The organism is Alphaproteobacteria bacterium (genome assembly GCA_015231795.1).
Lineage (GTDB): Bacteria > Pseudomonadota > Alphaproteobacteria > Rhodospirillales > WMHbin7 > WMHbin7.
On record JADGAX010000017.1, the window covers coordinates 1 to 21,027 of the forward strand.

A 21,027-nucleotide genomic window follows, 5' to 3' on the forward strand; every position below is an offset into this window, starting at 1 on the left:
GGATGGACGAGCCGGTGGAGAATGCTGGCCTGTTGGGTGAAGCGAAATCCAATCGTTTCAGCGATCCGGACTTCGAGAAAAGCTATTGGCGCAGCGCCGAAGCCTACAAGGCCGAGTTTGAGAAGCGGCAACGAGAGGCCATGAAATCGGCGGATATGCGCGCCTATCCGCAACAGCAAGACCCACGTCCCGACGGAATCGGCCAGAAGCCCAGCGATGAAACGCAAGTCGCAGCAGGACCCGCCGCAGCACTGGCGGCGCCTTACGTGATCGAGGGCGCTGCGGCTGCATCGACGGCGGCTGCAGCCTATTGGGCGGCGCATCCGGAACTGCATCCCAAGGAACCCAACTGGTTCAGCAAGATGCTGGGAAAGAACGAGACCAGCATCGCCGATCCCGAAGCCGCGAAGCCGAAGATAGAAGCATTTCCAGCCGACGCCGGAAAACCGCCGACGCTGGAAGGCTATCCCGGCCAACCGCCGCACCTGTCGGGCAAGGAAACCTTCCCGGCGCAGGAAGCCAAGAAAGGCGACAACGTCATCCACGAACAACGACCATCCAAGGTCGATCTGCCGATTGCAACGGAAATCAGATCGATCGCCCCCGTGGAGTTGGGAAAGGGAAAATCGCACCCCGACATGGATCGTGCGATCGGCAACATCGCCGACAAAACTGTCCAAGAACAGACGCAGAAAAGTATCTATGGCAACGGCACTCTGAACGGCATCGATGGCGAGGCATCGAACGTCGTCGCCCCGCCAGTGCCCAAGGGACAAGAATATGCCGCCGCCAAGAAGGATTGGGAGGCTTTCATCCGTGATGTTGGGGGGGACTCCAAAACGGCGAAAGTTGATGAGAATGGCGCCATCATCTGGAAATCCGACGACAAAAGCGTCACGGCGAACCTTCATCCCAGCAAAAGCCGAGATGGGCAGCCAACCTTCGAGGTGCAAACCGAAAAGGGGCGTGATAAGTTCCAGCACAAACGGAGGTATTACAGCGAGTAGTCGGAGCCATCAGCTATGTCACGAAGCCGCCTCATCAGCTTCCAGGAATTTGAGAAAGACTGGTTGCCAACCTGTCTACGGATTTTTCCATCAGCAGAACGAGAAGGCAGCGGCGAAGGATCCGATGTCGAGCAGTTCTATCGCCAAGGCGGCTTCGTTGACAAAGCCTGGCAAAGCGTTGCTATACCAGTAACCTTTACCTGGGGCTTCGGAGTAGAAAACTATGTGGGCCCCGTTTGTGGCAGATGGCCCAGTGACGACGAAAAGCGTGAAGATAAGTACGACACGTTGTTTCGTACCTTGAAAGAACGAGGAGTGGATGTTGTTTGCGCTTCGTCTGGTCAATCTCACGCTAGCGCCAGCAGTATTCTGGATATTTCAGAACTACACCGCAGGGAGAGAGGTAAGCACGACAATCTACCCGCCGATGTGCTTTGGCCCTATGTCGTCTTCAGCCGCGAGGCGGATTGGGGATTGGTGAATTTCAGATGGTCCCAGGCCTCCATCCTCGGCGGAACGGCTGAATTCATGGAACATTATCTGAAGAATGCTGGCGGGCTGGACAAGGTCCGCCAGCATTTCTACGACTTCGATCTTTGGGGATGGGGATATTTCGACCGCCCGCCCGATCAATGGATCGCCGATTATGTCTACGAACTCGTCGGTTGGGAGAAACCCTATTATCCGCCGGGAAGTTACGGCAATTACGTTCTGGAGCGTGACGGGAACCTATAATTTCCATTTCTGTTTCGTTTAGGACGAACTGCCCGAATTGCCGAAAATCGATTGGGGCGCTTACGAAAAGCATCGCATCGATTGAAATACCGTGATGGTTCTAGCCAGGGCCAGCCGACTTACGAGTTGGAACGTGATGTGCCTGGAACGAAAATGAAAGACCGCATCAAGGTGCGTTTCATTCCAATGTAACCCATAGGAGAGGATCGATGCAGCAGGCCCGCAGAATTCCCGATCAGGAGTTTGAATCCGTCTGGCTGCCTGTCAGACAGAAGATCGCGAATGAGGCGGTTCCCATTCCCATCCAGGTGCTGAATATCTGCCTGAATGAGGGCCTGTTCATCGATCCGACCTGGTAGGTCGTTCCTATCATTGCAAGCATTGAGTATGGAACAACCAGTCCCACTTATGACAAGGACACGTGGCAGGATACGACGACGCCCGGCATCTATGAATTCGATCCGCTGCTCAAAACCATCCGCGAGCGTGGCGGCAGCGAGATTTGCATGTCGTGCGATCATTCGTCAGTTGATGGAATCGGAGTCTGGAAGGAAGGAGAGCATTTTGCTGTCTATCCAAGCAAAGCAAGTTTGGATGATTTTCGGGACAATCGTGCTCTGCGGATTAACTCTTGGAGCACTGGCTTGGTCTTCGATCTCTCCGCCGAATGGGGGCTGGTCAATCTAGCGCACGACGATCTGTCCTTTCTGGGCGGCACGGCGGATTTCATGGCGCAATATTTAGGGAACGCTGGCGGCCATGAATACGTCAAACAGCGCTTCATTGATTTCGACCTTTGGGGCTGGGGATCGTTGCTGCGCGAGACAGAGCAGGTGTATGCCGACTGGATCTACAAATTCATGGGTTGGGAAAAACCCGACTACCCGCCAGATAGTTGCGGCTACGTGGAATAGGTAACCTGCCCGAGACGGGCAAAGGCGGCAACTGGAGCGGCCAGGATTTGTCGCCCTCGAACGCCCTGACGCAGCAGATGCAGGAAGCGGAAACTCCCGCCCAGAAACCCACATCAGCACTCGGCGGCGGCTTGATTGCCGGTAAGGACGAGAATGAAAACAAGACCAATCCCTTCGTCTTGGAACTGACCAAGGAACATCCCAAAAATCCCGTACGCCTGCAGGGCGGTTTGTTGGGCGAGCCGAGCCAACTACAACAACCCGTAAAGCCGCCCGACCCCTTCTCAGAGTTGGGCGACCTGCCAAAACTGCGCAAGTTATGGACGGCTCGCCGCATCGACAACGAGAAACGCGCCATGCACGAAAACTGGGCGCGCCTCATCAACAGCACGCAGGATTTCGGCGGTATCATTCCCACCTTCAAACGCCATATCGAGACGAACGGCGAAGCTGCCGACGGTTGCGCCAAAAACATAGACGAATTTCCCGCCTGAAAACTTAATCGAAGGCGTAGGCGTCCAGCGCCAGCACGCCCCAGCCGAAGGCCCGATGCAGGCATCTTGCTGGCTGGTTCGGCGTGGCCGCTCCCAATGCTACGAGAAACGGCAGAAAATGTTCGGGGCTGGGATGGTTGCGCAAGGCTTGCGGGGCACTCTCCCATTCCATCAGCGCCAAATCGCTCCGCGCCGTCGCTTGTTCCAGCACCCAGTCCGAGAAAGTGGCGGCCCAGCTTGCGGTTTCAGAATCGGGCTGGCGGATCATGTATTCGCGCAAGTTGTGCGTGACGCCGCCCGAAGCCAGGATCAGCACGCCTTCGTCCCGCAGGGGGCGCAACGCCTCGCCTATGCGATAATGCATTGCCCCGCTTTCGCTGGGCAGCACGGCCAGCGGCACGACAGGTATGTCCGCCTTCGGATACATCAAACGAAGCGGCGTCCAGACGGCATGGTCAAGCCCGCGCTTTTCATCAAGCCGGGATTCAAGCCCATGCGCGTTCAACATCGATTGAACGCGGCTTGCCAGATTTGGGTCGCCCTTGGCGGGATAGTCGATCTCGTACAGTTCTTTGGGGAAGCCGTGAAAGTCATGCAGCGTGGCGGGCTGGGCGGCTGCGCCGATTGTTGCCGTCGCAGCGTTCCAATGCGACGAGACGGCGATCACCGCCTTGGGCTTGTCGAATTCCTCGCCCAGACTTTCAAGAAAACGGCGGGTCGGCGTGTCTTCAATCGCCATGGTTGGCGCGCCGTGCGAGACGAATAATGCGGGCAGGTTGGTCATGGACAGCATCCTCGAACCGTGATGAGTCGAAGATGGCGTTTCCAGCTATCTGAAACAATCCGCCAATCTTGAAAATGATTGTTGCGCAAACAGCAACGTCAATGCTGTTCCCTGGTCGCCAGGAAGGACACGCCTGGGAAATCTTGCTGCAGCCGGTTCAGTTGCCAGTTGTTGCGGGCCAGATAGACCGGCTGGCCGTCGCGATCCTCGGCCATGTTCGATTTGTTGCCTTCGCTCATCTTCCTGATCAGCGTGGGATCGTCGGCTTTCAGCCAGCGGGCGGTATCGAAGCCCGCATCTTCGAAGCCGCAACGCAGGCCGTATTCCGCTTCGATGCGTGTCGTGATGACGTCGAACTGCAAGGGACCGACCACGCCGACCACCCAGGCCGAGCCGTCCATCGGCTTGAACAACTGGCTCACACCTTCCTCGGCCAAATCCTCCAACGCTTTCTTCAACTGCTTGGCCTTCATGGGATCGTCCAGGCGCGCACGGCGCAACACTTCGGGCGCGAAGCTGGGGATGCCGGTAAAGCGCAGGTCCTCGCCTTCGGTGAGCGCGTCGCCGATGCGCAGCTGTCCATGATTGGGGATGCCCAGAATGTCGCCGGGAAAGGCCTCTTCCGCCAGTTCGCGGTCGCGGGCCAGGAAGAAGACCGGGTTGTAGATGGCCATTACCTTGCCGGACCGGATGTGTTTCAGCTTCATGCCGCGCTGAAAACGCCCGGAACAAAGCCGAAAGAAGGCGATGCGGTCGCGATGGTTGGGGTCCATGTTGGCCTGGACCTTGAAGACGAAGCCGGTGACTTTTTCTTCCGTGGCGTCGATGTTTCTGGGGGCTGCTGGTTGCTGCCTGGGGATGGGGGCGTATTGGGCGATGCCTTGCAGCAATTCGCGCACGCCGAAGGTTTTCAAGGCGCTGCCAAAGAAAACGGGCGTCAGATGCCCTTCCAGGAAGGATTGGATGTCGAAGGGCTTGCAAGCACCGCGCACCAGTTCGACCTCTTCGCGCAGTTTCGCCGCCGCATCCAAGCCGATCAGCTCGTCCAGCTTGGCGTCACTCAGTCCTATCTCGATCACTTCGTCGGCCAGATGATCGCCCTTGCCGGGGTCGTACATCAGCACGCGGTCGCGCAGCAGGTCGTAGCAGCCCTTAAGGTCGCGGCCCATGCCGATCGGCCAAGTGACAGGGGTGACGTCCAGGGCCAGCGTCTTTTCGATCTCGTCGAGCAGGTCGAACGGGTCGCGTCCTTCGCGGTCGACCTTGTTGACGAAGGTCAGGATCGGCATGTCGCGCATGCGGCAGACTTCGAACAGTTTCTTTGTCTGCGTTTCGATGCCCTTGGCGGCGTCCAGCACCATGATGGCGGAATCCACCGCCGTCAGCGTGCGATAGGTGTCTTCGCTGAAATCTTCGTGGCCCGGCGTATCCAAAAGATTCATCGACAAGCCGTCGAATTCGAAGCTCATCACCGAGGCGGAAACCGAAATGCCGCGCTCCTTTTCAATGCTCATCCAGTCCGAGCGGGTGCGCCGTTGCTCGCCTTTGGCGCGCACGGCCCCGGCCAGCTGAATGGCGCCGCCGAACAGCAGCAGTTTTTCGGTCAGCGTCGTCTTGCCGGCGTCGGGGTGCGAGATAATGGCGAAGGTGCGCCTTTTGGGAAGCGCTTCGGCAAGGGCGGTCATATCGGTTAAACCAGGGTGAAGGGGCGGTCGTGGGTGAGGGCGGGAATCTTGCGCCTTGCGGCGGCAACTTCGCCGGGATCGATGGTGGCGGCAATGAAGCCGGGTTCGGTTCCGGCATCGGCCAGCACTTCGCCCCAGGGGCTGACGATCAGCGCATGGCCATAGGTTTGACGCCCCCCGGCATGCGTGCCGCACTGGGCGGGCGACAGCATATAGGCGCCGTTTTCGATGGCCCTGGCGCGATGAAGCACATGCCAATGCGCCTCGCCGGTCTGGCGGGTGAAGGCGGCGGGGGCTGTCAGCATGCTGGCACCCGCCTTCGAAAGTGCGCGGAACAGATGAGGGAAGCGCAGGTCGTAGCAGATGGCCAGACCCAGCCCGCCGAAATCCGTTTGCGCCATCACGGCGCGCTCGCCGGGTTTGAATGTTTGCGATTCTCTGTAGCTTTCGCCGCCATCCAGATCGACGTCGAACATGTGGATTTTATCGTAAAAGGCCACCGATTCACCCTTGGGATTGAAGACATGGGTGCGGTTGGCGACCATCTGGTCAGGCAGCAGGATTTGCAAGGAACCGCCATGCAGCCAGATGCCCAGCTCTTTCGCCAAGTCGGCAAAGGCGGGCAGGGCGGGGTGGTCCTTTTCGGGGAATGACTTGGCCAGGATATTGGGACGTCCGAAATCCATCATGGCGACGTTTTCCGGCATCAAGACCAGCTTGGCTCCCTTGGCCGCCGCCGCGCGCACGAATTCGGACGCCGCCTTGATATTGTGGGCGATGTCCGGGGTGGCGTTGGTCTGAATGCAGGCCGCCGTGAAGGGAGAGGGATCGCTCATTTGCCCAGCATCGGGTCCAGCTTGCCGTCCTGCTCAAGCTCGTACAGGTCGTCGCAGCCGCCGACATGGATGTCGTCGATGAAGATCTGCGGCACCGTGCGCTTGCCGCCCGCCCGCTGGGTCATGAAGGCGCGCAGGCCCTCGTCGTAGGAGACGTCGATCTCCTCCCATTCCACGCCCTTCTTCTTGAACAGACGCTTGGCGCGGTCGCAATAGGGGCAGATTTGGGTCGTGTAGATTTCAATACGTGGCATGGCTCGCTCCGCTTTGCTGCCCGGAATATAGCGATTGTCAGGATTTTTGCTAGTCCAACACGGCCCTGGCCACCGAAAGCGCGTCGACATGGGCCGCTCCGGCCTTCAGCAGAACCCGGGCGCATTCGGCCGCTGTGGCGCCGCTGGTCAGCACATCGTCGATCAGCAGCACTGTTTTTCCTTGAATTCCGGCCTGTTGGCGCGGGCGCACGGCAAAGGCCCCCGATACATTGCCAAAGCGCTGCGTGCGGTGCAGATGGCCCTGGCTTTGGGTGCGTCGGGTTCTGGCCAACAGATTGGCCGCCACCGGCTTGCCCGTGATCCGTCCCAACTCGTGGGCCAGCAGGGCCGATTGGTTGAAGCGCCTTGCAAACAGGCGCAGCCAGTGCAGGGGGACCGGCACGATCAGGTCGCAGCCCTTCAGCAGATCGGCCCCCGCCCGGTGCATCCAGCGGGCCAGGGCCGGGGCCAGATCGGTGCGGTCGGCGTGTTTCATCGCCAAGACCAGCCGCTTGCTGGCGTCGTCGTAGCGCAGGACCGAGCGGGCATGCCTCCAGGGCGGCGGATTGTCCAGGCAGGCGGCGCAGGAAAGCGCTTCTTCCCCGACATCGAAGGAAAAGGGAAGGCCGCAGCATTGGCACAGCGGCGGGGCCAGGAAGTCCATGCCTTTCCAGCAATCGGGGCACAATGTCCCGGTTTGCGCGACCAAGGCCCGGCAGGACGGGCATTGGGGCGGCAGCAAAAGGTCAAGCAGGGGGCTAAGAAATCGCATCCGGCTATGCAAGGGATTAAACCCCGGCTTGTCAACTTCCTCTGGGGTCCCTACCTTTGCCCCGTTGTTCCTTGGTTTCTTTTCGGGTGATGCAATGCAAGTGACGGTGAATGGCGAAGCGCGCGATCTGGCGGCCCCGGTTTCTGTGTCTGCCTTCCTGGCTCAGTTGGGGCTGGATGGGCGCAAGGTGGCGGTCGAGCGCAATCTGGAAATCGTGCCCAAATCGGCCTATGACGCCACGCAACTCGGCGATGGCGACCGGCTCGAGATCGTCCATTTCATCGGCGGCGGTTCGGACGACAGTTGGCAGGTGGCGGGCCGAACCTTCGCCAGCCGTCTGTTGGTGGGCACCGGCAAATATAAGGATTTCGAGGAAACGGCCAAGGCCATCAAGGCTTCGGGGGCCGAGATCGTGACCGTGGCGGTGCGAAGGGTCAATCTATCCGATCCTTCCCAGCCCATGCTGGTCGATTATGTCAGCCCCAAGGACTACACCTATCTTCCCAATACGGCGGGCTGTTTTACCGCCGACGACGCCGTGCGCACGCTGCGCCTGGCCCGCGAGGCCGGGGGCTGGGATTTGGTGAAGCTGGAAGTGCTGGGCGACCAGAAGACGCTGTATCCCAACATGCCTGAAACCATCAAGGCCGCCGAGGCGCTGATCAAGGACGGTTTCAAGGTGATGGTCTATTGTTCCGACGATCCCATTCAAGCCAAGCGGCTGGAAGAAATGGGCTGTGTGGCCATCATGCCTCTGGGGTCGCTGATCGGCTCGGGCCTGGGCATTCAAAATCCTGTGAACATTCGCCTGATTAAGGAAAGCGTTGCCGTTCCCGTGCTGGTCGATGCCGGGGTTGGCACGGCGTCCGACGCCGCCATCGCCATGGAGCTGGGCTGCGACGGCGTTCTCATGAACACCGCCATCGCCGGGGCCAAGAACCCCATCCTGATGGCTCGGGCCATGAAGGCGGCGGTGGAGGCGGGCAGGCTTTCCTACTTGGCCGGACGCATGCCCAAAAAGCTGTATGCCGATCCTTCTTCGCCGTTGGCGGGGCTGATTTAAGTAAATCCGTTCCGCGGATTTACTTAAAAATTCATGGATTCCTGCGTGTTTTGCGTTGACGCAGGGGTGGCTGCCTAAACTATAATCAGCGAGCGGGTAGTGACCGGTTATTGGTCGTTCTGGGCTGGGCAACATTGTACCTATAGGGGTTCCCATGCCGAACGTTACTTTTTCAGCACCCACCTTGGAGAAGGATGTCACGGTTTACGCCGTGGCGGGTGATACGCATACGCTTCTGGCCTTGGCCAAGAAGAATGGAATCAGCATTCCCTGCCAGTGCGAGGACGGCAATTGCGGTTCCTGCCTGGTCAAGATTTCGGTCCTGGGCGACAAACAGCCTTTGGCCCAGGATCTGACGGAAAAGGAGAAGCTGACGCTTTCGGTGAACGGCAAGCTGAACAAGAAGCTGCTGGACGAAGCCGAGACCTATCGGCGCATGCCGCCGCATCGTCTGGCCTGTCAGTATATCGTGCTCGACGAGGACATTCTGGTCGAGTTCTCGGGCGAGCCTGGGGTCGAGATCGAACTGCGCCGCTGATCGGCGCCGATTTTCCAGAAGGGCCGTGCCGTTTGGCGCGGCCCTTTTCTTTTGCGCGCACGCGCCACTAAATCGCCACGATTGCGCCCTGAAAGCGCCTTGGAATGATGGTGATATGGCTTTGTTCCCAATTCGGGGACGCCGTACAACCAAGACAACGAGGAACTTTCCGATGATGAATTTGAAACGCCACCAGCTGTCCGCTTTTGCCGCTGCCGCCCTGATCGGCGCGACCCTGTCGGCGGGACCGGTTCTGGCGCAGACCGCAACGCCCGCCACTCCGGCCAAGCCTGCGGCGACTGCCGCCGAAAAGGTGGAAAAGAAGGTCGAAAAGGTTGAGCAGAAGGCCGCTCAGCCTGCCGAAAAGGCCGAGGTCAAGGCCGACAAGGTCGAAGCCAAGGTCGAGAAGAAGGCCGAGGAAAAGGTGGCTCCGGCCGCTGTTCCGGCGACGCCCGCCACTCCGGCTACCCCTGCCGCTCCGGCCAAGCCGGCCACGCCTAAGTAATAGGCTGGTGGACAAGATACCCGGAAGGGGCGTTCAACCGCTTCTTCCGGGATGTCTTAACCGAACTTTCAGGAACTTTGCCTATCATTGATGAGCTGCAGGTCGTCCACAAGGAGGTGGCGCCGTGATTTCCCTTCATCTCGAACAAGTTGCGATTTCGCATCTTCCTCTGCGCACCAATGACGCCGATTGCCAAAGCTGGCATCAAAGGTCGCATGCCTCGGGTTGCGCCGACGAGCAGGGCCAGTGCGGCCATGCCATGAACTGTCCGATGTTCAAGAGATGGATAGGCGAGAGCGATCCCTTGTAGGTGATGCCCCCTAGGGCAGATTGCAGAAGGCAGAGCCTCTTTCATTCCCTATAATGTCACTTCGCGTCCGAACGGTGTCCAATCCGTTGGGGCAAACACGACCAACCACTGCAAGGAGGGCTTCATGCGCCTGCTCCTGCGCTTTGGCGCGCCGCTGTTCGCTGCCCTGGCCATATTGGCCGCCCTGTTGACCCCATTGGCCGATCATCTTATCGCCAGGTGGTTCCAAAACGATGTCGAGATGAGGTCGCGGCTGGTCTTCAGCTCAGTGCGCGATTCGCTGGCGGCTCTGGCCAGCAAGCCCTCGCCGCGCGAGATCAAAAGCCTGTTCGAGCGTATTTCTGAGGACGAGCGCGTCCTGGCCGTCGGATGGTGCAATGCCAACGGAAAGTTGCAAGTCGGCAGCGCCAACTGGCCAAAAGGCCTAGCTTGCCCAGCCTCCTTGGCAAGCGATGCCCCCTTGTTTCAGGCCCAGGAGATCGCTCATGGACCTGTCTCGTCTGGGATTTTCCCTCTGGCCGGAGGCGATGGCAAGCAACTGGGCCAGTTGATCATCTTGAACGATCTTAGCTTCATTGATCGGCGAAGCTCGACGGCTAGGCTCTATCTCATGGGCTTTTTGGGAGTCTTGTCCCTCGTTGCCTCGGTCGTGACGGTTCTGATGGCGCAGTTGACGCTGCGGGGCTGGATCAAGTCCGTCCGTCAGGCCTTGAACGCGCCGGTCGGCGAATACCGCCCGAAGCTGGCCAGCGACCCGCAATTGGCGCCCATGATGGGAGAGATTCGCCAGCTTCTGCGCGATCTGGATATTTCGCGTCGCACCGCCACCGGCATTCGCATCGACTGGTCGCCGGAAACGCTTCGCAACGTGTTGGACAACGAGTTGCCCAACGTCGAGGTGCTGGTTCTGTCGAACCGGGAACCCTACATTCATAATTTCAACGATGTGGGCCAGGTCGCGATGCAAAGGCCCGCCAGCGGGCTGGTGACGGCACTGGAACCCATCATGCGGGCCTGCAAAGGGACCTGGGTGGCTCATGGCAGCGGTTCGGCTGACCGCGAGACCTGCGATTCGCAAGGACATGTGGCGGTGCCGCCCGGCGATCCCGTCTACACCCTGCGCCGCGTCTGGCTGACAGAGGACGAGCAGAACGGTTATTATTACGGCCTGTCCAACGAAGGCCTATGGCCCTTGTGCCACATCACTTATGTCCGCCCCGTTTTCCGGGAGCCGGATTGGGAACAGTATGTCGCAGTCAACCGCAAATTCGCCGATGCCGTCGTGGCGGAGGCCAAACGCCCAGACCCGCTGGTGTTGGTGCAAGATTATCATTTCGCCCTGGCGCCCAGGATGATTCGCGAGCGTCTGCCCCATGCGACGATCATAACCTTCTGGCATATCCCTTGGCCCAATTCTGAAGTGTTCGGAATCTGTCCTTGGCGCGAGGCCATTCTCGACGGACTGCTTGGCAGTTCGGTGATCGGCTTTCACACGCAGCTTCACTGCAACAACTTCATCGAAACGGCTGACCGGTTTATCGAATGCCACATTGATCGCGAAGAAGCGACGGTCTCCGTGGGCGGCCACAGCTCGTTGGTAAGGCCCTATCCGATTTCCATCGATTGGCCGCCAGCGGCTATGGCTGGACAGCCTGCCCCCCCTGCGTGCCGTAAAGCGGTGCTGGAGCGCCACAGCCTGCCCGTCGATACGCTGCTGGCCGTCGGCGTCGAGCGTTTCGACTTTACAAAGGGCATCCCCGACCGTTTCCGGGCCGTCGAAATTCTGCTGGAACGCCACCCGGAATGGATCGGCCGTTTCGTCTTGCTGCAAGTTGCCGCCCCAAGCCGCAGCAAGTTGCCCGCTTATCAGGATATCCATCGCGAGACGGCCAGCATCGCCAGCGAGATCAACCTCAGATTCGGGCGCGGCGAGTACAAGCCGATTCTGCTGGTGGCCCAACATCACGAGCCGGAACAAGTCTACGAACTCTTCCGAGCCGCCAATTTGTGCATCGTCAGCAGCCTGCATGACGGGATGAATCTGGTCGCCAAGGAATTCGTGGCGGCAAGAGACGATGAGGAAGGGGTGCTGATCTTAAGCACGTTCGCCGGCGCTTCGCGCGAATTGATGGAGGCACTTATCGTCAATCCGTTCGACGCCAAGGCCACGGCGGACGCCATCGACCGCGCCTTGCGCATGCCCCTTGAACAGCAGGCGGAACGCATGCATCTGATGCGTGAGCTGGTCAGCGAGAACAATGTCTATTATTGGGCGGGACGCATGCTGCTGGACGCGTCGCGCATTAGAAAGCGCGAGCGGATCGAATCCAACATCGTGAAAGCCGGAGGGGCGGCACTGTAAATGAATTTGCCCGTACCTGATTCGAATGGACCCGATTGGGCTGTTTTTCTGGATGTCGACGGCACTTTGCTGAATTTGGCTGAACATCCCGACGCGGTGCTGGTTCCTGACGGTCTTTTGACGCTTTTAGCCTGTTTGAAACGAGCTTTGAGTGGAGCCGTGGCTTTGGTGAGCGGACGCAGCCTGGCTTCTCTGGACGCGCTTTTAGGATCTGCCGGACTGGATGTGGCCGGTTGCCACGGCGCTGAAATCAGGCTTAATGGCCAGACGACCCTGCTTGGTTCAGCCGATGCGGTCATGCCAAAAGTCGCCGAGCGTTTGGCCAGGCTTTCCGATGGTATTCCGCTGGCCATGGTGGAACTGAAAGCGCATTCGATAGCCTTTCACTACCGCCTTCAACAGATGGATGCCCTGCAGGCGCGCCAGTTGGCCCTGAAAGCCATCGCAGGTCATGAAGGGCGGCTGCGCCTGCTGGATGGCAAACAAGTCGTCGAAATCCTGCCCCAGGGCGTTGGCAAGGGGGCGGCGATTTCGCATTTCCTTGATTCCCCCCCTTTCAAAAACCGCCTGCCCGTTTTCGTTGGCGACGACTTGACGGATGAAGAGGGGTTTCTTGAGGTGAATGGGAGGGGAGGCATTTCCATTCACGTCGGCGGCAATGATTCCACGGCAGCTCAATACAAGGCGGCTTCGGTTGCAACGATCGCCGAATGGCTGGCCGGTCCTGTTTGCCGCTCTCTCGAATGCAATCAGAGAAAGGATGCTTCGTGACAAACCTCAATCTGGGCGTCATCGGAAATTGCAATCTCGCCATGCTGGTCGATGACGCAGCGAGAATCGTCTGGGCGTGTTTTCCGCGCCTGGACGGGCAACCCGTCTTCGACGCGCTGTTGGGCGGCGCCGTTCCCTACAGGCCGGACGAGCCAGGAAACGGCGGGTATTTCGCCATTGAATTGGTCGATCAGAAATATTCCAAGCAGTATTATTCACCAAATTCCGCCGTTCTGTGCACTAGGCTGCATGCCGCCGACGGAAGTTCCGTCGAGGTGGTGGACTTCGCCCCGCGCTACGCCCAGCATGATAGAATGTTCCGTCCCCCCAGTTTGGTGCGGCGCATCTTTCCGTTAAGCGGAAAGCCCCAGGTCCGCATCCGCCTAAGGCCGCGCTTCGGCTGGGGAAGCGTCACGCCGCGCGTGACCCTGGGCAGCAACCATATTCGTTTTGTCTCCGATGACATTGCGCTGAGACTGACCACAGATGCGCCGCTTGTCTATATCGCCGAGGAAACCCCCTTTCTGCTCGACATGCCGGTCAGTCTTATTCTTGGTTCCGACGAAAGCCTGATGGCGGGCATCGAGGAAACGGCGCGTTTGTTTCATGAAAAGACGTTGGATCATTGGCACAACTGGGTGCGCTCGCTGTCGATTCCATTCGACTGGCAAGAAGCCGTGATTCGCGCCGCCATTACCCTCAAACTGTGCAATTACGAAGAAACGGGGGCCATCGTGGCGGCTCTGACGACGTCCATTCCCGAAGCCCCGGACACCAAGCGCAACTGGGACTACCGCCTATGCTGGCCCCGCGACGCCTATTTCGCCATCCATGCATTGAATAGGCTGGGGGCCACCCGAACCATGGAAGACTATTTGGGCTACATCACCAATATCGTCAGCGATGGCGAGTTGCGACCCCTGTACGGCATAACGCGCAGGGCAGATTTGGTTGAACGCATCGCCCTGGCGCTGCCCGGCTATCGCGGCATGGGGCCGGTTCGGGTGGGCAATCAGGCTTACGAGCAGGTGCAGAACGACGTTTATGGCAGCGTCATTCTGGCCGCCACGCATGTTTTCTTCGACATCCGTTTGGTGCGAACGGGAAATCGCCAGTTGTTCGAACGATTGGAAACGCTGGGGCTGCGCGCCATCCAGGCCTTCGACAAGCCGGATGCCGGCTTGTGGGAATTGCGAGGCAAACATTCCATTCACACCTTCTCCAGCCTGATGTGCTGGGCGGCCTGCGACCGTTTGGCCAGGATTGCCGGACGGCTTGAACTGGCCGAGCGCGCAACCTTTTGGCGCACCGAAGCGGATCGCATGCACGAGACGATTTACGCACGGTGCTGGAACGATGCCTTGAAAAGTTTCGTAGCAACCTGGGACGGAGATACGCTGGATGCCAGTCTTCTGCTGCTGCACGAACTCGATTTTCTTGAAGCGGACGACCCGCGTTTCGCCGCCACCGTCGATGCCGTGGGCCGCGACTTGAAGAAAGGCGATCTGTTGTTGCGTTACGCCGTCGAGGATGATTTCGGCCTGCCCGAAACCGCATTCACCATTTGCACTTTCTGGTATATCGACGCCTTGGCTTCATTGGGCCGCAGGAAGGAGGCGCAGGCGATTTTTGAATCGATCCTGGCTAGGCGCAATCCCCTGGGGCTATTGTCCGAGGACATTCACCCGCAAACCGGCGAGTTGTGGGGCAATTTCCCGCAGGCCTATTCGATGGTCGGGCTGATCAACTCGGCCATGCGCCTGAGCAGAAGTTGGGAAGAGATGATTTAACCGGCCAAGGTGACCCGGTTGCGTCCCTCGTTCTTCGAGCGATACATCGCCTGATCGGCCTTTTCCATCAGGTGGGATATTCCCCCGTCCATCGGTTCGTCGCCTGGAAGAAAAACGGCGACGCCCACGCTGACCGTGAATTGCAGGCTGTCGCCATTTGGCAAAGGCAGGCGGATGTCTTGCACATGTTGGCGCAGGCGCTGGGCGATCACCATGGCGCCCTCGGCGCCGGTATTGGGCAGCGCCACGCCGAATTCTTCCCCGCCCAGACGGCCCAGAATGTCGTATTCGCGCAGCGCCGTCCGGCAGGCCTGCACGAAGGATTTCAGGGCGCTGTCCCCGATGGCGTGGCCATGCGTGTCATTGATCCGCTTGAAATGGTCGATATCGAGCGCCAGTAAGGAAAAGGCGCGTTCCATCCGCTGGGCGTGATCAAGTTCCAGTCCGGCCAGATGCAGGAAATGGCGCAGATTGGCGACGCCGGTCAGCGAATCGCTGGCGGCCAGAACCTCAAGCTCCGCCACCTGTTGCTGGCTGTCGCAGTAGTCGCCGATCGACAAGGCTAGATCCTGGATTTGCCGATTGTCGTCCAGCACCACGGGCATGCGGTCGATGACCAAGCGCAGCAGTTTTTCTTCCGGCCTGTCTTGATGAAACGCCTGAACCGGATAGGCGCCAACCGCCAGCCGGTCTTCGCCCAGTGGCAAGACCAGCCTTTGCCATGTTTGTTGCGGTTGCCCCTTTTCGAAATCGGCGGTATGCGAGCGCCAAAGCGGGCGTCTTGCGTGCCTGGCGAAGGTATATTCGAAATCAAGAATGCCGCGCCGGTCGACGGGCAGGATGTCGGTGGGGACCAGATCGATGATCTGTCCGGTCAGATCCGCCCCGAAGGCCTTGGTGAAGGCGCGGCCGTAATGGCTGTAGCGGTGGCGTTCGTCCAAGGGATCAATGACCAGCAAATTGTCGGCAAAGTCTTGGAAGCTGGTCAGGGGGGATTCGATCTTATCCTTACCCTCGATAGCCGTTCGCCAGGCATCGAACAGGGCGACAAGGCGGGAATCCATGACCCGGGAGACAAGATTGTGCATTTGCTGGCCGCCCCCACGGCGAAGAGAACTTGGTGCGCCCTGTCGGAAGAAGATGGGCACTGGACTTGTGCTATTCTCTTCACCTAGGGGGCGCCATCAAGACATTTTCTTCCGACATTGCAAAACGCTAGATAAATCGTCATCTTAGGGGACGGGTGCTGTCCCGATAAGAGTGCGGAAGGGTCCCATGGCGGTCGATAATCTGTGACCTGGGACCCAAGCTTCATCTAGCCCCCAACCTTGGACCAGGCTGGCCTGGAAAAATCCTGCTTCATCCGACGGTGAGCTGGCCGGGGCTGCCGACCGGGAGATGAAGCCTTGCTGGCACTTGGTTGCCGATCGCACTGTGCTGCCGGACCATGTTGTAGTCTCTACGCCAATCCTCGCATTTTTCTCTCGCTTCGTCGAGGCTCATGAACCAGCTGACGTTCAGGCATTCGGCCCGGAACTTGCCGTTCAAAGATTCGATAAAGGCGTTGTCGGTTGGTTTTCCGGGACGACTGAAGTCGAGCGTGATGCCCTTCATGAAGGCCCAGATATCCAATTCCTTGCTGATAAACTCGGGGCCGTTGTCGCTGACGATCATCAGCGGCTTGTCGCGCCTGGCGATCAGGGCGTCCAACTCGCGGGCCACGCGCAGGCCGGACAACGAAGTGTCGGCCACCAGCGCTAGGCATTCGCGGGTAATATCGTCCACCACGGTCAGGATGCGGAAACGCCGCCCGTCGGTCATGGCATCGCTGACAAAATCCAGCGACCAGCGCTGGTTCTTCCCTTGCGGGATGGTCATTGGTGAACGGGTGCCAAGGATGCGTTTGCGCCCGCCACGCTTGAGCCATGGTGATGCTGCGACACGGGGAGCGCCAGTCCGCCCAGCGCTGGCGCCGATCCGGTCGCGGAGGATGGGGTAGAAGCGAACCCTGGAAAATGGCTGACCATAAGGGGGAAGCCGGGCTATCCCTCGAATGTGTCCCTCAAAGCGAGGATGTCCGGCAACATTCCTAGGAATAGATCCACCAGCCTGGGATCGAAATGCTTTCCGGCCTGGTCCTTGAACAGCGCCACCACCCCTTCCAAGGGCCAAGCTTCCTTGTAGGGGCGCGGCGAGGTAAGTGCATCGAACACGTCGCAGATAGCGGCAATGCGGGCCTCAATGGGAATCTCCTCGCCCTTGAGTCCGTGGGGGTAGCCGCTGCCGTCCCATTTCTCGTGATGATACAGCGCCACGTTGCGGGCCATGGTCAGCAGTTCCGAGCCATGTTCACCAATGATTTCGGCTCCGATGGCGGCATGGGTCTCAATGACTTTGCGCTCCTCGGGATCGAGCCTGCCGGGCTTGAGCAGGATCGTGTCGGAGATGCCGATCTTGCCAACGTCGTGCATTGGGGTGGCGTAAAGGATCAGTTCCGCAGTAGCCACATCCAGTCCTGCAGCCAGGGCCAGTTTGTGGCTGGCGTGACTCATGCGCAGAACGTGTTGGCCGGTTTCCTCGTCCCGGTATTCACCGGCGCGGCCCAGGCGTTCGATGATCTGTAACTGGGTTTCGCGCACCTCGCGGGTGCGTTCGCGGACCACCTCCTCCAGTTCATCGGCGCGCAGGCGCTGGCGCTTGAAGAAGTGGCGGGTTTCCAGCAGATTGCGGATGCGCAGCAGCACTTCCCACCGCTTGAACGGCTTGTTGACGAAGTCCCGCGCCCCGGCCTGAAGGGCCTTCATGCGGGTCTCATCATCGGTTTGGGCGGTCAGCACCAGCACCGGCAGCCAGTCGCCATCGGTTAGCGAGGCAGACAGCTTCCCCAAGAGCTCGATGCCGCTTATGTGGGGCATGCGAATATCCAGCAGGATGATGTCGAAGTCCTTGGCCCGATGCAGGCCCTCCACCTCGCGCGGATCGCTGGTGGAGGTCAGGTCGGCATAGCCTTCCTGCTCAAGCATGTCCTCCAGCAAAGCCACATTGGCGGACTCGTCATCGACGATGAGAACGCGTGATTCTCGGAGCGGGTCAGGCGCTGTGAGCATCGAGGTGCCTCATCACATGTTGAAGTGTGCGGACAAGGGCGGAAATGTCCACTGGCTTTGTCAGATAGGTGTCGCAACCGGACTCCAAGGCCCGGTCGGTGGCCTGGGGCGTGGCATCGGCGCTGAGCGCGACCACCGGAATGTGGCGGGTCCGTTCGTCCGATTTCAGGTGGCGGGCCACGTCAAGACCAGAGATGCTAGGCAGGCTGATGTCGAGCAAGATCACGTCAGGCTGCTCGCTCTCGGCTAGTTGCAGCCCCTCTTCGCCGGTACTGGCGGTGATCAGGCGCATGGGGGCCAGTTGCTCGAACAAGGCTTCCATCAGGCTGAGATTGGCCGGATTGTCCTCGACATAGAGCACCAGATGATCTTCGGCACAGAAGTGGAGCGCCCCATCCGAGGCAAAGACTCCGTTCCGATCCTGATCCGGTTCAGCTGCCGCCGTCTCGACAATGGGAAAATCCAGCCAGAAACGAGAGCCTTCCCCTTCCACGCTGGAAAAGCCAATCCGGCCGCCCATGGCCTCGATCAGGGTCTTGGTCAGGACAAGGCCGATGCCGGTGCCTTCGATTTCCGTGGTCTCCGCCCCCAGGCGGCTGAAGGGCTTGAACATTTCGGCCTGTTTGGCCTCTGGGATACCATATCCGGTATCGGCGATCACCAAGCGATGGAAGCGGCCATCGGCCCGCTCGCAGGAAATGTGGATGGTCCCACCCCGGCGGTTATATTTGGCGGCGTTGGATAGCAAATTGAGAATCAACTGCTTGGCGCGAAGCGGATCAGTTCGCACCATGGTCATGCAGCCCGCTCCCGTGTCCGACAGACTGACCTCATATTTGTCCCGCATGGTCTTGGTCAGGGACAGGCATTCCTCGACCACGGCACGCAGGTGAAGTGGGGCAACATTCAGGGTCACACCGCCTGCCTCGATCTTGGCGAGGTCGAGCACCTCGTTGATAAGCTCCAGCAGGTGTTCGCCTCCGGCCAGGATATAGCCCAATTGCGCCTTTTGCTTATCATCAAGCGGGTTCTTCGTCCCACTCAGAAGGACTTGCGAGAAGCCGATCACCGCATTGAGCGGCGTGCGCAATTCGTGGCTCATATTGGACAGGAATTCGGACTTGGCGCGGTTGGCCACTTCAGCAGCGTGGCGGGCATTGTCCAACTCCATGCGCTGCGCCAGTTCGGGGGTGAAGTCGTGGAAGACGTTGAAGATGAACTGAACCCGCCCTTCTTCATTCTTGACCACGCCGATATTGGAGGAAGATACGATGGTGGTGCCGTCATGCCGCTTGATCGGCAGGTGGCCCGACCATCCTGTTCCGGCGTCGATCCCCTTGCGGATAAGCGGAATCATGTGGCTGGCGGAAGACGGGATCGTGTCGAACAGCGTCGAGCCCGTCATCTCGGCGGCGGTGCGTCCATACAATCGCTCACGGGCAGGATTGGAATAGACCACCCGCGCTTCGGCGTCTGTGATGGTCACCGCCTCGGTGGTGCTCTCGATGATCCTCTTGAACAGGCCGAGTTCCCGGTTCAGCGTCGCCAACCGTTCTTGATCGTTGATCACCCCGGTAATGTCGGTGCGAATCGAGATGTAGCGATGCGGCGACCCTTCGTGACTGGTGGGCGCGATGGTGCTGCGAACCCAGTACTCTCGACCATCCTTGGTCTTGTTGCAGATGGTGCCCTGCCACACCTCGCCCCGGGCGATGGTTTGCCACATCTCGGCAAAGAAGGCATCGTCGTGACGTTCCGACCGCACAATGTTGTGGTTGCGGCCCAGCAATTCCGCGCGAGTGTATCCGCTGGCCCGGCAAAAAAGATCATTGGCATAGGTGATAGCTCCGTCGCCGTCACTCATGCTGACGATGGCATGGGCATCGACCACCCGCAGAAAATCGTGCAACTCTGTGGTCCGCGCCACCACCTCGGCTTCTATTCTTTCCTGATTGTGGAGCAACCCTTCCAGCAGCGTCTCAAACGCCTTGGCCAAGTCGGCGGCTTCCCGGTAATCCTGGATTTGGGGAATAGGCGAGTTTGCCAGGACGGCTCGCGTCAATTTCTCGATGGGTGAAGCGATCCGGCGACTGATCAGCAGGGCCGTGAGCAACAAAATGGCGGTGACCGGGATTCCCGACAATAAAATGGAATCGCGAACAGCATTGGCCAAGCCATAGATGGCGCCATCAGGGGCGCGGATGACCACGCTCCACCCCAGACCGGGATAGTCGCCATGTCCCTTGGTCCGCGCGACGGCATAGACCCGGCCCTCAAAATCCTCGCCCCAAAGGACGCCCTCGGTCGGGAGCGGGACATCGTATTTCCGGCCCAGAAAATCGGCAGGGCCATGCAGGACGATCCCATTGCTGTCCAGGATCATGACATCCCGCGACGCCCCGGAAATGGATGAGGGCTCAAACGGAGCCAACACGTTCTTGGCCCACGACCAGTTGAGGTGTGCCGCTAAAACTCCGATTACCTCTCCCCCCTCATTGCGCATGGGAAAGCCAAAATCCACGAAGCGCAACGCCTGTCCATCGGCATCAGGTCCCAGAAGCTTGCTCAAGAGGACAGCCTCGTGAACATCGCCGATATAGGGGCCTTCCAAGGACGGCGCGAACCAGGGGCGCTCTGCCACCGATTGGCCCACCAGCAGATCGCGATTGGCGACCCGAACAATCCCGTCGGGAGCGACCAGGGCGACCCAGGAATAGTCGCTATAGGCCTGATGCAGGTGTTCGATGATCCGCCCCCAGTCACCATCATCATGTGGATGACCGGACAAAAGCACGCCGGCGCTCCCCAGATCGCGGAAACGGTAGTGCATTTCTCTGTCCAAATGATCGCTGGCCGAGACGGCGGCGGTGCGCACGCGTTCCATCGCGTCATGGTACAGCCTCTGCCAGACGACCTCCGTCACGATGGCCAGCAAGACGGCGCAACTGACCACGGTGGCAATGGACACCCGCAGGCTGATGAATCGGCGCAATGAGTACAGACGAATAGGCTTGGGGGCGTCCATCGTTTCGTCTGTCATGGCGCGCCCTCAATCACGGGGGGGGGGGGGGGGGGGGGGCGACGCGGGGGGGCCGGCGGG

The 21,027-nt window shown here is 59.6% G+C and carries 21 protein-coding genes; 12 read left to right on the plus strand and 9 right to left on the minus strand.

Going from position 1 to position 21,027, the window contains the following annotated elements:
* The 5 genes from HQL44_17570 to HQL44_17590 form a co-directional block, all read left to right on the plus strand.
* Nucleotides 1-1,007: hypothetical protein (locus HQL44_17570; protein MBF0270393.1), on the plus strand; the 1,007-nt coding region annotated here is incomplete at its 5' end.
* A 15-nt stretch (nucleotides 1,008-1,022) separates the two neighbouring features.
* Nucleotides 1,023-1,742 carry a hypothetical protein gene (locus HQL44_17575; GenBank protein ID MBF0270394.1) on the plus strand — a complete coding sequence of 240 codons (720 nt, stop codon included), beginning with the start codon at nucleotides 1,023-1,025 and terminating at the stop codon, nucleotides 1,740-1,742.
* A 209-nt stretch (nucleotides 1,743-1,951) separates the two neighbouring features.
* Nucleotides 1,952-2,101, plus strand: a complete 150-nt coding sequence (locus HQL44_17580) for a hypothetical protein (GenBank protein ID MBF0270395.1) — start codon at nucleotides 1,952-1,954, stop codon at nucleotides 2,099-2,101.
* Between the two features lie 147 nt (nucleotides 2,102-2,248).
* On the plus strand, nucleotides 2,249-2,656 hold the full coding sequence (locus HQL44_17585) for a hypothetical protein (GenBank protein MBF0270396.1): 408 nt from the start codon (nucleotides 2,249-2,251) through the stop codon (nucleotides 2,654-2,656).
* On the plus strand, nucleotides 2,638-3,150 hold the full coding sequence (locus HQL44_17590) for a hypothetical protein (GenBank protein MBF0270397.1): 513 nt from the start codon (nucleotides 2,638-2,640) through the stop codon (nucleotides 3,148-3,150). The genes HQL44_17585 and HQL44_17590 overlap by 19 nt, the downstream gene beginning before the upstream one ends.
* A gap of 4 nt (nucleotides 3,151-3,154) precedes the next feature.
* On the opposite strand, the gene HQL44_17595 is transcribed toward HQL44_17590, so the two are convergent.
* From HQL44_17595 to HQL44_17615, 5 genes are all read right to left on the minus strand, one after another.
* Nucleotides 3,155-3,934 carry a dioxygenase gene (locus HQL44_17595; protein ID MBF0270398.1) on the minus strand — a complete coding sequence of 260 codons (780 nt, stop codon included), beginning with the start codon at nucleotides 3,932-3,934 and terminating at the stop codon, nucleotides 3,155-3,157.
* 98 nt (nucleotides 3,935-4,032) lie between these two features.
* Complete coding sequence (locus HQL44_17600) at nucleotides 4,033-5,619, minus strand: peptide chain release factor 3 (GenBank protein MBF0270399.1); 1,587 nt, start codon at nucleotides 5,617-5,619, stop codon at nucleotides 4,033-4,035.
* Nucleotides 5,620-5,624: 5 nt separating this feature from the next.
* A complete protein-coding gene (locus tag HQL44_17605) occupies nucleotides 5,625-6,455 on the minus strand; it encodes a carbon-nitrogen hydrolase family protein (GenBank protein ID MBF0270400.1) in 831 nt (276 codons plus the stop codon).
* A complete protein-coding gene (grxC, locus tag HQL44_17610; protein MBF0270401.1) occupies nucleotides 6,452-6,709 on the minus strand; it encodes a glutaredoxin 3 in 258 nt (85 codons plus the stop codon). Before grxC ends, HQL44_17605 begins: the two co-directional genes overlap by 4 nt.
* A gap of 49 nt (nucleotides 6,710-6,758) precedes the next feature.
* Nucleotides 6,759-7,481, minus strand: a complete 723-nt coding sequence (locus HQL44_17615; GenBank protein MBF0270402.1) for a ComF family protein — start codon at nucleotides 7,479-7,481, stop codon at nucleotides 6,759-6,761.
* A 94-nt stretch (nucleotides 7,482-7,575) separates the two neighbouring features.
* On the opposite strand from HQL44_17615, the gene thiS reads away from it, so the two are divergent.
* The 7 genes from thiS (at nucleotide 7,576) to HQL44_17650 (ending at nucleotide 14,820) form a co-directional block, all read left to right on the plus strand.
* Nucleotides 7,576-8,544, plus strand: a complete 969-nt coding sequence (gene thiS, locus HQL44_17620) for a sulfur carrier protein ThiS (GenBank protein ID MBF0270403.1) — start codon at nucleotides 7,576-7,578, stop codon at nucleotides 8,542-8,544.
* A 154-nt stretch (nucleotides 8,545-8,698) separates the two neighbouring features.
* On the plus strand, nucleotides 8,699-9,082 hold the full coding sequence (locus tag HQL44_17625) for a (2Fe-2S)-binding protein (protein ID MBF0270404.1): 384 nt from the start codon (nucleotides 8,699-8,701) through the stop codon (nucleotides 9,080-9,082).
* Nucleotides 9,083-9,254: 172 nt separating this feature from the next.
* A complete protein-coding gene (locus HQL44_17630) occupies nucleotides 9,255-9,587 on the plus strand; it encodes a hypothetical protein (GenBank protein ID MBF0270405.1) in 333 nt (110 codons plus the stop codon).
* Nucleotides 9,588-9,711: 124 nt separating this feature from the next.
* Complete coding sequence (locus HQL44_17635; GenBank protein MBF0270406.1) at nucleotides 9,712-9,897, plus strand: hypothetical protein; 186 nt, start codon at nucleotides 9,712-9,714, stop codon at nucleotides 9,895-9,897.
* A 124-nt stretch (nucleotides 9,898-10,021) separates the two neighbouring features.
* Entirely contained in the window at nucleotides 10,022-12,259 is a 2,238-nt protein-coding gene (locus HQL44_17640) for a trehalose-6-phosphate synthase (GenBank protein ID MBF0270407.1), read from the plus strand.
* Nucleotides 12,260-13,030 carry a trehalose-phosphatase gene (otsB, locus tag HQL44_17645; GenBank protein ID MBF0270408.1) on the plus strand — a complete coding sequence of 257 codons (771 nt, stop codon included), beginning with the start codon at nucleotides 12,260-12,262 and terminating at the stop codon, nucleotides 13,028-13,030.
* Complete coding sequence (locus HQL44_17650) at nucleotides 13,027-14,820, plus strand: glycoside hydrolase family 15 protein (protein ID MBF0270409.1); 1,794 nt, start codon at nucleotides 13,027-13,029, stop codon at nucleotides 14,818-14,820. The genes otsB and HQL44_17650 overlap by 4 nt, the downstream gene beginning before the upstream one ends.
* Here HQL44_17650 and HQL44_17655 read toward each other — a convergent pair.
* The 4 genes from HQL44_17655 to HQL44_17670 all read right to left on the minus strand — a co-directional run bounded on the left by HQL44_17655 (nucleotide 14,817) and on the right by HQL44_17670 (nucleotide 20,967).
* Nucleotides 14,817-15,908, minus strand: a complete 1,092-nt coding sequence (locus HQL44_17655; GenBank protein ID MBF0270410.1) for a GGDEF domain-containing protein — start codon at nucleotides 15,906-15,908, stop codon at nucleotides 14,817-14,819. The genes HQL44_17650 and HQL44_17655 overlap by 4 nt on opposite strands.
* A gap of 271 nt (nucleotides 15,909-16,179) precedes the next feature.
* Nucleotides 16,180-16,698, minus strand: a complete 519-nt coding sequence (locus tag HQL44_17660; GenBank protein ID MBF0270411.1) for a transposase family protein — start codon at nucleotides 16,696-16,698, stop codon at nucleotides 16,180-16,182.
* 164 nt (nucleotides 16,699-16,862) lie between these two features.
* Nucleotides 16,863-17,927, minus strand: a complete 1,065-nt coding sequence (locus tag HQL44_17665) for a response regulator (protein ID MBF0270412.1) — start codon at nucleotides 17,925-17,927, stop codon at nucleotides 16,863-16,865.
* Nucleotides 17,911-20,967 carry a PAS domain S-box protein gene (locus tag HQL44_17670; protein ID MBF0270413.1) on the minus strand — a complete coding sequence of 1,019 codons (3,057 nt, stop codon included), beginning with the start codon at nucleotides 20,965-20,967 and terminating at the stop codon, nucleotides 17,911-17,913. Before HQL44_17670 ends, HQL44_17665 begins: the two co-directional genes overlap by 17 nt.
* Nucleotides 20,968-21,027: the final 60 nt, after the last annotated feature.